Here is a 14,026-nt window from a genome sequence, read left to right as displayed (position 1 = left end):
CTGGCTACAGTCGCCGCATGGAACTGCGCCAGCTCAGCTACTTCGTGACCGTCGCCGAGGAACTGCACTTCGGGCGGGCCGCCGAGCGGCTGCACATCGTCCAGTCGGCGGTCAGCCAGCAGGTGCGGCGGCTGGAGCGCGAGGTGGGCGCGGATCTGTTCGACCGGTCATCGCGGCACGTCCGGCTGACCGGCGCCGGGGAGCGGCTGCTGCCCGAGGGGCGGGCGGTGCTGGCGGCGGCCGACCGGGCCCGGCTGGCCGTGCGCGGCCCCTCGGCGCTGCGGCTCGGCACCAGTACGGGTCTGGGCGCCCACCTCGACCGGGTGCTGGCGCGGTTCGCCGAGCTCGCCCCGGACACCCCGGTCGAGCTGGTGTCGGCGGCTGCCGAGGGCCGCCTCGAACAGGTCGCCGACGGCCGTCTGGACGCGGCCTTCGTCCGCTCGCTCGCCCCGGTGGCGGGGCTGCGGATCGAGCCGCTGTGGGAGGAGCCGTTGGTCGCGGCCGTCCCGGCGGCGCACCCGCTGGCCGGGGCGGCGGACATCGCCGTCGGCGACCTGCGTGACCTGGGGCTGTGCATCACGGCCCGGCGCAACCACCCGGCCCTGGTGGACCTGGTCGTCGGCGCCTGTCACAGCGTCGGTTTCGAGCCATTGCCGGGCCCGGTGAGCGGCTCCCTCCAGGACACGCTGGCGACCATCGGCGCGGGCTCCCGGCCGCTGTGGACGGTGGTGTACGCGTCCCACGCGCGCGTGCTGCACAGCCCCCGGATCGCCTTCCGCCCGTTCCGCGCGCCGGGTCTCGCGCTGTCGACCGGTCTCGCGGTGCGCGGCGGGGCGCCGTCGACGGGGCTGGAGCTCCTGCTGCGGGCGTGCGGCGCCTCCTGACCGGTTGTGCGGACCTACACCGTGGCCCGCCTAGGAGACCCGCCCCGGAATCCCACCCCGGAACCTCGGTCGAACCCACTCCGACCTGCGTCGATCACGAAAACTGATCGCTGTGGTCGCCGTCCGGCCCTTGGTCGGCGCCCGTCGGCGGTATGGACTGAGGTCATGCCGGTGAGCGGCCCGGAAGAGCCGGGAAGCCGCCGGGGACAGGGGAGTTGACCGTCATGCCGATCGTCACCATCCAGCAGGGTCCGCGCGATGTCGCGCTCAAGCGGGAGCTCGTGAAGCGGGTCACCGACGCGTTCGTGGACGCGTACCGGATCCCGGCCGAGACCGTACAGGTCTGGATCCACGAGGTGCCCACCGACAGCTGGGGCGCCGCCGGGAAGCTCACCGCGGACAAGTGAGGCCCGCCGGGGGCGGGCGCGCCGCGTGCCACCGGCCCGGACCTCGGGGTGACGGGGAGCGGGGGGTTTCGGCCGGAGAGGCTTCCCCCGCACCCCCGTCCGAGGGTAAAGATGCCTGGTCACGGAGTACCGGATGGTAGAGAGTGGCCAGGCAACGAGGAGGGCACATGGAAGCACACGGCGCCACGCGGGAGTTCCGCTCCGCACGGGATTTCCTGCTGGAGCACCGGGAGGACTACGCGACGGCCTCCCGCGGCTTCAGCTGGCCGCGCCCCGAGCGGTTCAACTGGGCGCTCGACTGGTTCGACGTCATCGCCGAGGGCAATGACGCCGCCGCGCTGCACATCGTCGAGGAGGACGGCGCCGAGGTCCGGATCTCCTACGCCGAGATGTCCGCGTACTCCGACCGCGTCGCCAACTGGCTGCGGGACCAGGGGGTACGCGCCGGGGACCGGGTCGTCGTCATGCTCGGCAACCAGCGCGAGCTGTGGATGACCGCGCTCGCGGCGATGAAGCTGCGGGCGGTCGTCATCCCGGCGACCCCGCTGCTCGGGCCCCTCGACCTGCGCGACCGGATCGAGCGCGGCCGGGCCCGGCACGTGATCGTACGGGCCGAGGACACCGGCAAGTTCGCCGAGGTGCCCGGGGAGTACACGCGGATCGCCGTCGGCGCGCCCGTCCCCGGGTGGCTGGACTTCGCGCAGGCGCTGGAGGCGCGGGCCGGGTTCGAGCCGGACGGGGAGACCCTGGCCGACGATCCGCTGATGCTCTACTTCACCTCGGGCACGACGGCCCGGCCCAAACTGGTGGAGCACACCCATGTGTCGTACCCGGTCGGGCACTTGGCGACCATGTACTGGATCGGGCTGAAGCCCGGCGACGTACACCTGAACATCTCCTCGCCCGGCTGGGCCAAGCACGCCTGGTCGAACCTGTTCGCGCCGTGGAACGCCGAGGCCACCGTCTTCCTCTACAACTACACGCGCTTCGACGCGGCCCGGCTGATGGCGGCGATGGACGCGGCGGGCGTGACCAGCTTCTGCGCGCCGCCCACGGTGTGGCGGATGCTGATCCAGGCGGACCTGAGCGCCCTCAAGACCCCGCCCCGCGAGGTGGTGGCGGCCGGCGAACCGCTCAACCCGGAGGTCATCGAGACGGTCCGGCGCCAGTGGGGCCGGGTGATCCGGGACGGCTTCGGGCAGACCGAGACGGCCGTCCAAGTCGCCAACACGCCAGGCCAGTTGCTCAAGACGGGGTCGATGGGCCGCCCGAGCCCCGGCTACCGCGTGGAGCTCCTGGACCCGGTGACCGGCGAGCCCGGCGCGAGCGAGGGCGAGATCGCCCTGGACCTCTCGGCCCGCCCGGTCGGCCTGATGACCGGCTACCACGGCGACCCGGAGCGCACCGCCGAGGCGATGGCCGGCGGCTACTACCGCACCGGCGACATCGGCTCCCGCGACGAGGACGGCTACATCACCTACGTCGGCCGCGCCGACGACGTCTTCAAGGCGTCCGACTACAAGATCTCCCCGTTCGAGCTGGAGAGCGCGCTGCTGGAGCACGAGGCGGTGGCCGAGGCGGCCGTCGTCCCGGCGCCGGATCCGCTGCGGCTGGCCGTGCCGAAGGCGTACATCGTGCTCGCGGCGGGCTGGGAGCCAGGCCCGGACACCGCCAAGGTGCTGTTCGAGCACTCGCGCGCGGTCCTCGCCCCGTACAAGCGGATCCGCCGGATCGAGTTCGGCGAGCTGCCCAAGACGGTCTCCGGGAAGATCCGCCGCATCGAGCTGCGCGAGGCGACGGCGGCGGGCTCCGCGGCCGAGTACGACGAGGGGGACCTGCGGTGACGGACCTCTCGTACACGCACGGCACCGGCGCGACGCCGCTGCTCGGCGACACCATCGGCCGCGACCTGGACCGGGCGATCGCCGCCCACCCGGACCGCGAGGTGCTGGTCGACCTGGAGTCGGGGCGGCGCTGGACGTACACGGAGTTCGGCGCGGCCGTCGACGAGCTGGCGCGCGGTCTGCTCGGCAGCGGGGTCGGCAAGGGCGACCGCGTCGGCATCTGGGCGGTGAACTGCCCGGAGTGGGTGCTGGTGCAGTACGCGACCGCCCGGATCGGCGCGATCATGGTCAACATCAACCCCGCCTACCGGGCGCACGAACTCGCGTACGTCCTGGAGCAGGCCGGGATCTCGCTGCTGGTGGCCTCGCCGGGGCACCGCGGCAGCGACTACCGGGCGCTGGTGGAGCAGGTCCGCGGCGACTGCCCGGGGCTGCGGGCGGTGCACTACATCGGGGACCCGTCCTGGGACGCGCTGGTGGCGGCGGGCGGGGCGGTGGGGCCGGAGGAGCTCGCGGTGGCCGCGGCCGGGCTGTCCTGCGACGACCCGGTCAACATCCAGTACACCTCGGGCACCACCGGCTTCCCCAAGGGTGCCACGCTCTCGCACCACAACATCCTCAACAACGGTTATTTCGTGGGGGAGTTGCTCGGCTACACCGAGCGGGACCGGATCTGCGTCCCGGTGCCCTTCTACCACTGCTTCGGCATGGTCATGGGCAACCTGGCGGCCACCTCGCACGGCGCGTGCGTGGTGATCCCGGCGCCCTCGTTCGATCCGGCGGCGACGCTGCGGGCGGTGGAGTCGGAGCGCTGCACCTCGCTGTACGGGGTGCCCACGATGTTCATCGCCGAGCTCGACCTGCCGGACTTCTCCGCCTACGACCTCTCCTCGCTGCGGACCGGGATCATGGCCGGATCGCCGTGCCCGGTGGAGGTGATGAAGCGGGTCGTCGCCGAGATGAACATGGCCGAGGTGTCCATCTGCTACGGCATGACCGAGACCTCGCCGGTCTCCACCCAGACCCGCCGCGACGACGACCTGGAGCGCCGCACGGGAACGGTGGGGCGGGTGATGCCGCACGTGGAGGTGAAGGTGATCGACCCGGCCACCGGCGTCACCCTGCCGCGCGGCGAGGCGGGCGAGCTGTGCACCCGGGGCTACAGCGTGATGCTCGGCTACTGGGGCGAGCCCGAGCGCACCGCCGAGGCGATCGACGCGGGCCGCTGGATGCACACGGGCGATCTGGCGGTGCTGCGCGAGGACGGGTACGTACAGATCGTCGGCCGGAGCAAGGACATGATCATCCGGGGCGGTGAGAACGTCTACCCGCGCGAGATCGAGGAGTTCCTCCACACCCACCCGAAGATCGCCGACGTCCAGGTGGTCGGCGTGCCCGACGAGCGGTACGGCGAGGAGGTCCTGGCCTGCGTCATCCCGCGCGACCCGGCCGACCCGCCCACGCTCGACGACCTCACCGCGTTCTGCCGCGACCGCCTCGCCCACTACAAGGTCCCGAGGCGCCTGCGGATCCTGGCCGACTTCCCGATGACGGTCAGCGGCAAGGTGCGGAAGGTGGAGCTGCGGGAGGGGTACGGGGAGTAGCGCCGCGGGGTCCCGCCCCGGCCGTCGACTTGGCCGCCGGCCTCGCTGCCGCCCCGGCCGCGGACTTGGCCGTCGACCCGGCCGGGTTGCGGGTCAGACCGCCCGCCACGCCGAGCCCCCGGCCCGTCGGAGCGGCCGGGGGCAGCGGGGCCACCGGGGCGGCCGGATCCACCCGAGCGGCCGGGGGGAGTGGAGCCGCCGGGCGCGGCGGGGGCGTCGAGGGGAGCGGGGCGGGCGCAAGGAGCGGGGCCGTCGCGAGGTGCGGGGGTCCGGCGGTCCCGGCGCCGCCCCGGGCCAGGAGCCCGGCCGCCGCGGCGAACCGGGGCAGCAGCATCGTCAGGGCGCGGTCCCCGTGCACCGCCGTGAGCAGCAGGATCTCGTCGTCCGGCGGCCGGGGCCGGGTCATCGGCAGCGGATGCGCCGCGCGCAGCCCGGCCAGCAGCCGGTGCCCGGCCCGGGTGCGCCGGGGCAGGCAGAACAGCGCGGTCGCCGCCAGGAGCAGCGCGGCGACCGGCACGAGCTGCGGGGCGGTCGGCGGGCTGACCGGGACGCCCACCACCAGGGTGAGCGGCACCCCCGCGAGCAGCGGCTGCGCGGCCTTCCAGCGCCGGGGGCGGCGCAGCACGCCGTCCGCGGCGAGCCCGTCCACCAGATTGTCCACGGCCTGGCGCACCCGGGGCCGGGCCAGCAGCGGACGCACCCCGAGCGGGCGCTGGAGCGAGAGGGCCGCCGCCCGCTGGAGGGGGCACGGCGGCCGGTCGGGCGTCTCGCGCAGCCGTACGGTGCCCGGGGCGCCCGCCTCGACCGCGCCGCTCAGGTGCAGCCCGACGAGCGCGACGGTCAGGGCCGCCCGGGGCCCGCCCCGTACACAGGCCGCGGCGACCGGGTCCAGCGCGTGGCGGCGGGCCGGGGGCGGGCGCAGCAGAGCCGCCGCGACGATCAGTTGGACGCCCGCCGCCCCGATGAACCACCACATGCCCGTCCGCCTCCCCCGAGGGTCCCCTGCCGGGGGTCTCCCCGTTGCGGGTCGGGGCGAATCGGGCAACTGCCTTGTTCAGAGCTCGATTTGAGGTTCGGCGGCGGGTCGGTGGCTCAGGGGCCGCCGACGATCAGCTCGTCCGCCGCGTCGTTCACCGGCTGCGGGGTGCCCGTCAGGTCCATCACGAAGAGCGGGACGCCCAGCTCGTCGGCGCGCGCACGGGCCTCCTTGGTGTATCCGGCGAGCGAGAAGTAGACGCCGGTGGCCGAGCCGCTGAGCCCGTTCAGCCACAGGCACTCCACCGCGCGCAGCGAGGCGGGGCGGGTGCTCGGGTCGACCTGGGCGACCAGTCCGGGCCCGCGCAGGTCGATCCCGGCGACGGGGCGCGTCTCGGACTGGAGCACGTCCCGGAAGCCGAGCCACTTGAGGTAGAGCGCGGCGGCCGTCACCGCGTCCCGTGCGGTGCGGATGGTCACCGGGTGGAACGCGGGCCGCGGCGGGGCGGCCGTCGGCGGCACCGGGATGTGGGCGGGCAGCGGGGCGGGCGCCGAGCTGACCGGCCGCACCGGGATCCGCAGCACCGTGCCGCACGAGCAGCCCAGCTCCGGCTGCGGCCACTGGTCCTGCCGTCCGCACGCCTCGCAGCGCACCACCACCCAGTCCTCGCGCCAGGTGCGGTGGGTGATCGGCTCGGGCGCGGCCCCGGAGCGGAGCGGCGGCGCGAGCGGGGAGCCGCAGGGGCAGGGGTAGGCGGGCGGGCTGTAGCGGTGCTCGCGCCGGCAGGAGGGGCAGCGCACGGGGACGCTCTCGCGCGGGCGCCCGCTGACGCCCCCGACCCGGCCGGGCGCGCCGGGGCGCGCGGGCCGGTCGAAGGCGCCGGTGTACCCGGCCGGGCCGAAGGCCGCGGGGCGTCCGCTCCCGCCGTACTCCCCGGGCCCGCCGGAGCGGTCCGGTCCGCCGTGTCCGTACTTGTCGGTTCCGCCGATGCCGCTGTCGCCGCTCATACCGCCCACCCCGCGCTCGCCGCCCGTGGCCCCCATCGTCCCCCACCCCGGCCCGCGCGGGAGGCCACTTGGGCGATCCCTTGACGCGCCTGCGCACGCCCCTTATGTTTCTTCCATATAGTAGAACTAAACTTCCGCATTACGGAATCAAGGCTCTCAGGTGGCGCGACAGAGCCCGATCCGCCAGGCCGAAGCAGGAGCACTCCATGCCTCGTATGACCGCTGCCCGCGCGGCAGTCGAGATCCTCAAGCGCGAAGGCGTCACCAACGCGTTCGGCGTGCCGGGCGCGGCGATCAACCCCTTCTACGCGGCCCTCAAGGCCGGCGGCGGCATCAAGCACACGCTGGCCCGCCACGTCGAGGGCGCGTCCCACATGGCCGAGGGGTACACCCGCGCCAACGCGGGGAACATCGGTGTCTGCATCGGTACGTCCGGCCCCGCCGGCACCGACATGATCACCGGCCTGTACTCCGCGATCGCCGACTCCATCCCGATCCTCTGCATCACGGGCCAGGCGCCGGTCGCCAAGCTCCACAAGGAGGACTTCCAGGCGGTCGACATCGCGAGCATCGCGGGGCCCGTCACCAAGGCCGCGACCACGGTCCTGGAGGCCGCGCAGGTCCCCGGCGTGTTCCAGCAGGCGTTCCACCTGATGCGCTCCGGCCGCCCCGGCCCGGTCCTCATCGACCTGCCGATCGACGTCCAGCTCACCGAGATCGAGTTCGACCCGGAGACCTACGAGCCGCTGCCGGTCTACAAGCCGTCCGCGACCCGCGCCCAGGTCGAGAAGGCGATCCAGCTGCTGCTGGAGTCCGAGCGCCCGGTGATCGTCGCGGGCGGCGGCATCATCAACGCCGACGCCCCCGAACTGCTCGTCGAGTTCGCCGAGCTGACCGGCACCCCGGTCATCCCGACCCTGATGGGCTGGGGCATCCTCGCCGACGACCACCCGCTGAACGCCGGCATGGTCGGTCTGCAGACCTCGCACCGCTACGGCAACGCGAACTTCCTGGAGTCCGACTTCGTCCTCGGCATCGGCAACCGCTGGGCCAACCGCCACACCGGCGAGCTGGACGTCTACACCAAGGGCCGCAAGTTCGTCCACGTCGACATCGAGCCGACCCAGATCGGCAAGATCTTCGCGCCGGACTACGGCATCGCCTCCGACGCCAAGGCCGCGCTCACCCTCTTCGTCGAGGTGGCCAAGGAGCTGAAGGCCGCGGGCCGGCTGCCCGACCGCGCCGCCTGGGCGGCCTCCACGCAGGAGCGCAAGGCGCAGCTCCAGCGCCGTACGCACTTCGACAACGTGCCCCTGAAGCCGCAGCGCGTGTACGAGGAGATGAACCGCGCCTTCGGTCCCGAGACCCGGTACGTCACCACCATCGGCCTCTCCCAGATCGCCGGCGCGCAGATGCTGCACGTCTACAAGCCGCGCCACTGGATCAACTGCGGCCAGGCCGGTCCGCTCGGCTGGACCATCCCGGCCGCGCTCGGCGTCGCCACGGCCGACCCGGAGACCCCGGTGGTCGCGCTCTCCGGCGACTACGACTTCCAGTTCATGCTGGAGGAGCTGGCGGTCGGCGCGCAGCACAACATCCCGTACGTCCACGTCCTCGTGAACAACTCCTACCTGGGCCTGATCCGCCAGGCCCAGCGCGGTCTGGACATCAACTTCCAGGTCAACCTGGAGTTCGAGAACATCAACTCCCCGGAGCTGGGCGTCTACGGCGTCGACCACGTCAAGGTCGTCGAGGGCCTGGGCTGCAAGGCGATCCGGGTGACCGAGCCGGACCAGCTGCTGCCGGCCTTCGAGGAGGCCAAGAAGCTGGCCGCCGAGTACCGCGTCCCGGTCGTCGTCGAGGCGATCCTGGAACGGATCACCAACATCTCGATGGGCGTCAAGATCGACGCGATCAACGAGTTCGAGGAGCTCGCGACGGAGCCGGGCCACGCGCCCACCGCGATCCGCCCGCTCCAGGTCTCCTAGCGTCCGCAGGGCCGACGGCTCCGGCGCCACCCGTGGGGGGTGGCACCGGAGCCGTTGCCGTTCACCCGTTCGAGCGCCCGGTCCAATCGTGTCGAATCCGAGACGAGTGGAGGCCGGTGGGACAGGCGTCTACGGCGCATACTGGTAGGACCATGACGCAGCCGTCCGCGCCGAGGCGCCACCTGCCCACCAGTCCCTTCAAAGCTCCGGTCGACCCGCAGGCCAAGACGTTCGCCCTGGGCGACCGGGTTTCCCACGACCAGTTCGGCCTGGGACGGATCGTGGGCGTGGAGGACGGAGTCGCCATGCTGGTCGACTTCGGCTCCCGCCGCGCCCGGATCCCGAGCCCCTACACGCGCATGCACCGCCTCTGACGGGCCGCCCCTGAACCAGGAGCGGCCCCGTACCACCGGCAGGGCCCCGTCCGCCGATCACTCGATCGGGGGACGGGGCCCTGTTCGTGCGGTAGGGGCGGAGCGTGCGGGCGGAGCGGCGTACGGACAGAGCAAGGCCCCGCCTGACAGGACAGGCGGGGCCTTGATCGACGGGTGCTCGGTTCGGGACCGTAAACCGAACCCGGCACCCGGGCTTCGAGGTGTCGAAGTGGTGACCGCCCGACGGGGCGAGGCTGGCGCGACAGGACGTTCGCACCGCCGGGCGGAGTCGAGTGGGGGAGGTGCGGGATCGCGGCGGCGGGCGATTGGTGTGCCCCGGGGGGCCCTCCTTCAGGTCAGGAAGGGGCCGGGGCAGACCTTGACCACCGCACTGGCATCGACGCGCCGCCGCGATCACCGAGTCGTCCGAAGTCACCGGCCACCCCTCATCCGGGCCGGTTGTCCGGACTGCGCAGGGGAGCCGACCTCCCGTCAGATCCCCTGCGCGGTCTGTGAGTTGGTGCTGGAGACTAGTCCTCGCGCAGGGCGTGGACCGCCTCCTCCACGCGCTTGCCGTACTCGGCGTCCGCGGCGTGGAAGTGGGCCAGGTTCTTCTCGATCACGTCGTCGCGGGACACCTGGGACAGGCCGCCCGCGATGTTGGCGACCAGACGGGACTTCTCGTCGTCGGACATCAGGCGGTACAGCTCGCCCGCCTGGAAGAAGTCGTCGTCCTTGACGTGGGACGGGGCCGCGTGGGTGCCCGTCCAGCCGGTGACCGCCAGCGGGGCGGAGAGCGCCGCCTCCGTCTGGGCCGGACCGGCGTACGAGTTGGGCTCGTAGTTCTTGTCCGTGCGGCGGCCGTTGCGCGTGGCCATCAGGCCGTCCCGGCCGTAGTTGTCCGCGACCGTCGCCTTGGGCGCGTTCACCGCGAGCTGGGTGTGGTTGACGCCCAGCCGGTAGCGGTGCGCGTCGGCGTAGGCGAAGAGGCGGCCCTGGAGCATCTTGTCGGGCGAGGGGCCGATGCCCGGAACGAAGTTGTTCGGGGAGAACGCGGCCTGCTCGACCTCGGCGAAGACGTTGTCGGGGTTGCGGTCCAGGACGAGGCGGCCCACCCGCTGCAGCGGGTAGTCCGCGTGCGGCCACACCTTCGTCAGGTCGAAGGGGTTGAAGCGGTAGTCGGCCGCCTCGGAGGCCGGCATGACCTGCACGTACAGCGTCCAGGACGGGTTCACGCCGCGCTCGATCGCCTGGAGCAGGTCGGTCTGGTGCGAGTTCGCGTCCTTGCCGACGAGCTCGGCGGCCTGGTCGGACGAGAGGCTGCGGATGCCCTGGTTGGTCTTGAAGTGGTACTTGACGAAGAAGGCTTCGCCCGCCGCGTTGGTCCACTGGTAGGTGTGCGAGCCGTAGCCGTTCATGTGGCGGTAGGACGCCGGGATGCCGCGGTCGCCCATCAGCCAGGTGATCTGGTGCGTCGCCTCGGGGGCGTGCGCCCAGAAGTCCCAGACGTTGTCCGGCTCCTGCTTGCCCGTGAACGGGTCGCGCTTCTGGGAGTGGATGAAGTCGGGGAACTTGATCGGGTCCTTGATGAAGAACACCGGCGTGTTGTTGCCGACGAGGTCGTAGTTGCCGTCCTCGGTGTAGAACTTCAGCGCGAAGCCGCGCGGGTCCCGCACCGCGTCCGCGCCGCCGAGCGAGTCCGCCACCGTGGAGAAGCGGATGAACGTCTCGGTGCGCTTGCCGACCGCGGAGAGGAAGTCGGCCTTGGTGAAGCCGGTGACGTCGTCGGTCACCTCGAAGTAGCCGTACGCGCCGGAGCCGCGGGCGTGGACCACGCGCTCCGGGATCCGCTCACGGTTGAAGCGCGCGAGCTTCTCCAGCAGGTGCTGGTCCTGGAGGAGGATGGGGCCACCGACGCCGGCGGTGGCGGAGTTCTGGTTGTCGGCGACGGGGGCGCCGGACTCGGTCGTAAGCACGCGCTTCGACATCGTGACCTTCCGTACGGGAGCTGCACTGCTGAACGGTCTGCGGTGTCAGGAGCGTAGGTACGCCCCGAAGAGAACGTCAACAGTTTGTTGAAAATGAAGTGGGGTGTTCCGGGCGGCGGCGACGCCTGGGCGCGACAGGACAGGTGTCAGCGCCACCGCCGCCCGGAAGTCGAGGGGCCCGCACCGGCGGGCCGGGGGCCGGAAGGCCCGGATCAGGAGCCGCGGGGCTCGGAGCCGGGGAGCCGGAAGGCCCGGACGCGGTCGGCCGGAGGGGTCAGAGCCGGGCGCCGGAGAGGCGCTCGACCGCGCGCAGCAGCGCAGAGTGGTCGAGTCCGCCGTCGCCCTGGGCGCGCAGCGAGGCGACCAGCTGGGCCACGACCGCGCCGACCGGGAGGGCCGCACCCACGTTGCGGGCGGCGTCGGTGACGATGCCCATGTCCTTGTGGTGCAGGTCGATCCGGAAGCCCGGCGCGAAGTCGCGGTTGAGGAAGTTGTCCTTCTTGCGGGTCAGCACGGTCGAGCCGGCCAGGCCGCCGTTGAGGACGTCCAGGGCGGCGGCGAGGTCCACGCCGGACTTCTCCAGGAAGACCACGGCCTCGGCGCACGCCTGGATGTTGACCGCCACGATGAGCTGGTTGGCGGCCTTCACCGTCTGGCCGGAACCGTGCGGGCCGCAGAGCACGATGGTCTTGCCCAGCGCGTCGAAGATGCCCTTGGCCTCGTCGAAGTCGGCCTTCTCGCCGCCCACCATGATGGAGAGGACGGCCTCGATGGCGCCGGCCTCGCCGCCGGAGACGGGGGCGTCCAGGACGCGGATGCCCTTCTCCTTGGCGTTCGCGGCCAGGTCGACCGAGGTCTGCGGGGTGATCGAGGACATGTCGATCAGGAGGGCGCCCCGCTTCGCGTGGGCCAGGATGCCGGCCTCGCCGTAGGCGATCGCCTCGACCTGCGGGGACGCCGGGACCATGGTGATGACCACGTCCGCGTCCTTGACCGCGTCGGCGATCGAGGCGGCGGCGGTGCCGCCGGCGGTGGTCAGGCGGTCCAGCTTGTCCTGCTCCAGGGTGAAGCCGGTGACGGAGTAACCGGCCTTGATCAGGTTCTCGGACATGGGGGAGCCCATGATGCCGAGGCCGATCCATGCGATCTTGGGGAGGTTGCTCATTGGGGGCCTCTCTCAACTGCGGTGTTACGTCAGGAAGTTCAGGGGGGTGGCCCGGGGGCTCAGCGCGCCGCGCGGGCCCCGGCCGGGAGCCACTCGAAGGAGGCGGCGGCGTCGGCGGCCTTGTACTCCAGGCCGACCCAGCCCGCGTAACCGGCCTTCGCCAGCTGGTCGAGCAGGGCCTCCAGGGGCAGCGAGCCGGTGCCCGGCGCGCCGCGGCCCGGGTTGTCGGCGATCTGCACATGGCCGGTCTTGTCCGCGTACGCCTCGATGACCTGGGCGACGTCCTCGCCGTTCATCGACAGGTGGTAGATGTCGAGGAGGAACTTGGCGTTGCCGAGGCCGGTCGCCGCGTTCACCTTGTCGATGACCTCGATCGCGGCCGGGGCGCTCACCAGCGGGTAGAGCGGCGACTCCGGCTTGTTCAGGGTCTCGACCAGGAGGATCGCCCCGACCCGGTCGGCCGCGCGGGCGGCCAGCACCAGGTTCTCCAGCGCGAGCGCGTCCTGGACCTGCGGGTCGGCGCCCTCCACCCGGTTGCCGTAGAGCGCGTTGAGCGCCCCGCAGCCCACCGAGGCGGCGAAGTCGGCCGCGACCTCGATGTTGGCCCGGAAGCGGTCCGACTCCTCGCCGGGTACGGAAAGGGCTCCGCGGTCGGGGCCCGGCAGGGCGCCCGCGTAGAAGTTCAGCCCCACCAGCTGGGTGCCGGCGTCGTCGAGCGCCTTCTTCAGGGCGTCGAGCTCGGCCTGCGCCGGAGTGGGGGTTTCGATCCAGGGCCACCACAGCTCGACCGCGGTGAAGCCGGCCGCCGCCGCGGCGGCGGGGCGCTCCAGGAGCGGGAGTTCCGTGAAGAGGATCGAGAGGTTCACATCGAAGCGCTGGTCCGAATATCCCATGAGGGTCGGCGCTCCTTCCGTATTGCGGAAGTTATTTTCTGCTTGATGGAAGGTTGCAGGGCGAGCGGCGGGCTTGTCAAGGGGGCCCCTCCGATTGACCTCCCGGATCTCGCCATCCGGGCAGTAGGTTGTGCGCGTGCGATTGAGAGTGGAGTTCACGACCGAGCCCTTCGACCTGGACGAGGCGCCCCCGCACGCGGTGGCCGCCCGCGAGGTCCTGCAGACGGCGGCGCTGGACGCCGTGGACGTGGGCCCCTTCGGCAATACCGCCGAGGGCGGTGCCGACCAGGTGCTGACCGCCGTCGACGAGCTGCTGCGCAAGTCCCTGGCGGCCGGTGCCACCCGGGTCTCCCTCCAGGTCAATGTGGTGGGGGAGGGCGAGAAGTGACCGAACCCGCCGACCACCCGCTGGTCACCGCGGTCAAGCCGCTGGTGGACGCCATGGGGGCGGAGATACTCGGCCCCGACCAGGCGCAGGCCGACGACGTGGTGCTGAGCTGGGAGGGCGAGGACGTCATCGCGGTGCGGCTGCCCCAGCTCTCCGACTCCCTCGACCACATCCTGGCCGCCATGGAGCGCCGTCACGGCATGCCGCTGGCCGAGCTCGACCGCAAGGCCAAGCAGTCGGTCGTGCGGACCCTGGAGGCGCGCGGAGCCTTCTCCGTACGCCATGGGGTGGAGACCGTCGCGTCCGCGCTCGGGGTCAGCCGCTTCACCGTGTACAACTACCTGAACAGGGAAAACGCGGCCAAGAGCGACTGAAATCGCCCGCCCGCGAGCCGTCCTCGACGAGCCGCCGTCCGGAATCCCGGACGGCGGCTTTTTGTTGCTCCAAGTTTTCAACAAAGTGTTGACGGGATGTTTCCGAGGGCGTTAGCTATCCGCAGCCCGTCCAG

The 14,026-nt window shown here is 72.3% G+C and carries 13 protein-coding genes; 8 read left to right on the top strand and 5 right to left on the bottom strand.

The features are described from left to right. Window positions 1-17: 17 nt before the first annotated feature. From AB5J87_RS07580 to AB5J87_RS07565, 4 genes are all read left to right on the top strand, one after another. A complete protein-coding gene (locus AB5J87_RS07580; protein WP_369375345.1) occupies window positions 18-884 on the top strand; it encodes a LysR substrate-binding domain-containing protein in 867 nt (288 codons plus the stop codon). Between the two features lie 224 nt (window positions 885-1,108). Next, window positions 1,109-1,291: a 4-oxalocrotonate tautomerase DmpI gene (dmpI, locus tag AB5J87_RS07575; RefSeq protein ID WP_369375343.1), complete on the top strand. Its 183-nt coding sequence runs from the start codon at window positions 1,109-1,111 to the stop codon at window positions 1,289-1,291. Between the two features lie 167 nt (window positions 1,292-1,458). Continuing rightward, a complete protein-coding gene (locus tag AB5J87_RS07570) occupies window positions 1,459-3,135 on the top strand; it encodes an AMP-binding protein (protein ID WP_369375341.1) in 1,677 nt (558 codons plus the stop codon). Continuing rightward, the gene (locus AB5J87_RS07565; RefSeq protein WP_369375339.1) at window positions 3,132-4,739 is read left to right on the top strand and encodes an AMP-binding protein; all 1,608 of its coding nucleotides are present in this window, start codon (window positions 3,132-3,134) and stop codon (window positions 4,737-4,739) included. The genes AB5J87_RS07570 and AB5J87_RS07565 overlap by 4 nt, the downstream gene beginning before the upstream one ends. On the opposite strand, the gene AB5J87_RS07560 is transcribed toward AB5J87_RS07565, so the two are convergent. Together AB5J87_RS07560 and AB5J87_RS07555 are read right to left on the bottom strand one after the other, a co-directional pair. Beyond that, window positions 4,690-5,715, bottom strand: a complete 1,026-nt coding sequence (locus AB5J87_RS07560; RefSeq protein WP_369375337.1) for a TIGR04222 domain-containing membrane protein — start codon at window positions 5,713-5,715, stop codon at window positions 4,690-4,692. The two genes, AB5J87_RS07565 and AB5J87_RS07560, sit on opposite strands and share 50 nt — an antisense overlap. Window positions 5,716-5,831: 116 nt before the next feature. Further along, complete coding sequence (locus AB5J87_RS07555; RefSeq protein ID WP_369383425.1) at window positions 5,832-6,515, bottom strand: hypothetical protein; 684 nt, start codon at window positions 6,513-6,515, stop codon at window positions 5,832-5,834. A gap of 413 nt (window positions 6,516-6,928) precedes the next feature. Between AB5J87_RS07555 and gcl the strand changes: the two genes are divergently transcribed. Together gcl and AB5J87_RS07545 are read left to right on the top strand one after the other, a co-directional pair. Then, a complete protein-coding gene (gene gcl, locus AB5J87_RS07550; protein WP_369375335.1) occupies window positions 6,929-8,710 on the top strand; it encodes a glyoxylate carboligase in 1,782 nt (593 codons plus the stop codon). Window positions 8,711-8,862: 152 nt separating this feature from the next. Further along, a complete protein-coding gene (locus tag AB5J87_RS07545; RefSeq protein WP_369375333.1) occupies window positions 8,863-9,084 on the top strand; it encodes a hypothetical protein in 222 nt (73 codons plus the stop codon). Between the two features lie 530 nt (window positions 9,085-9,614). Here the strand turns inward: AB5J87_RS07545 and AB5J87_RS07540 are convergent. From AB5J87_RS07540 to AB5J87_RS07530, 3 genes are all read right to left on the bottom strand, one after another. Then, entirely contained in the window at window positions 9,615-11,072 is a 1,458-nt protein-coding gene (locus AB5J87_RS07540) for a catalase (RefSeq protein ID WP_369375331.1), read from the bottom strand. Between the two features lie 274 nt (window positions 11,073-11,346). Further along, window positions 11,347-12,237 carry a 2-hydroxy-3-oxopropionate reductase gene (locus AB5J87_RS07535; protein WP_369375329.1) on the bottom strand — a complete coding sequence of 297 codons (891 nt, stop codon included), beginning with the start codon at window positions 12,235-12,237 and terminating at the stop codon, window positions 11,347-11,349. Window positions 12,238-12,296: 59 nt separating this feature from the next. After that, window positions 12,297-13,130 carry a TIM barrel protein gene (locus tag AB5J87_RS07530; RefSeq protein ID WP_369375327.1) on the bottom strand — a complete coding sequence of 278 codons (834 nt, stop codon included), beginning with the start codon at window positions 13,128-13,130 and terminating at the stop codon, window positions 12,297-12,299. Window positions 13,131-13,266: 136 nt separating this feature from the next. Between AB5J87_RS07530 and AB5J87_RS07525 the strand changes: the two genes are divergently transcribed. Then, window positions 13,267-13,518: a hypothetical protein gene (locus tag AB5J87_RS07525; protein WP_369375325.1), complete on the top strand. Its 252-nt coding sequence runs from the start codon at window positions 13,267-13,269 to the stop codon at window positions 13,516-13,518. A gap of 53 nt (window positions 13,519-13,571) precedes the next feature. Beyond that, window positions 13,572-13,892 carry a helix-turn-helix domain-containing protein gene (locus AB5J87_RS07520; RefSeq protein ID WP_369383424.1) on the top strand — a complete coding sequence of 107 codons (321 nt, stop codon included), beginning with the start codon at window positions 13,572-13,574 and terminating at the stop codon, window positions 13,890-13,892. Window positions 13,893-14,026 lie beyond the last annotated feature (134 nt).

The organism is Streptomyces sp. cg36 (assembly GCF_041080675.1).
GTDB lineage: Bacteria > Actinomycetota > Actinomycetes > Streptomycetales > Streptomycetaceae > Streptomyces.
The sequence above is the reverse complement of the archived record's forward strand: the minus strand, read 5'-3'. Positions and strand labels throughout refer to the sequence as shown.

Coding starts and splice junctions, on each gene's coding strand:
- AB5J87_RS07580 (WP_369375345.1), top strand. CDS start 18: ATGGAACTGCGCCAGCTCAGCTACTTCGTGACCGTCGCCGAGGAACTG.
- dmpI (WP_369375343.1), top strand. CDS start 1,109: ATGCCGATCGTCACCATCCAGCAGGGTCCGCGCGATGTCGCGCTCAAG.
- AB5J87_RS07570 (WP_369375341.1), top strand. CDS start 1,459: ATGGAAGCACACGGCGCCACGCGGGAGTTCCGCTCCGCACGGGATTTC.
- AB5J87_RS07560 (WP_369375337.1), bottom strand. CDS start 5,715: ATGTGGTGGTTCATCGGGGCGGCGGGCGTCCAACTGATCGTCGCGGCG.
- gcl (WP_369375335.1), top strand. CDS start 6,929: ATGCCTCGTATGACCGCTGCCCGCGCGGCAGTCGAGATCCTCAAGCGC.
- AB5J87_RS07545 (WP_369375333.1), top strand. CDS start 8,863: ATGACGCAGCCGTCCGCGCCGAGGCGCCACCTGCCCACCAGTCCCTTC.
- AB5J87_RS07540 (WP_369375331.1), bottom strand. CDS start 11,072: ATGTCGAAGCGCGTGCTTACGACCGAGTCCGGCGCCCCCGTCGCCGAC.
- AB5J87_RS07535 (WP_369375329.1), bottom strand. CDS start 12,237: ATGAGCAACCTCCCCAAGATCGCATGGATCGGCCTCGGCATCATGGGC.
- AB5J87_RS07530 (WP_369375327.1), bottom strand. CDS start 13,130: ATGGGATATTCGGACCAGCGCTTCGATGTGAACCTCTCGATCCTCTTC.
- AB5J87_RS07520 (WP_369383424.1), top strand. CDS start 13,572: ATGGGGGCGGAGATACTCGGCCCCGACCAGGCGCAGGCCGACGACGTG.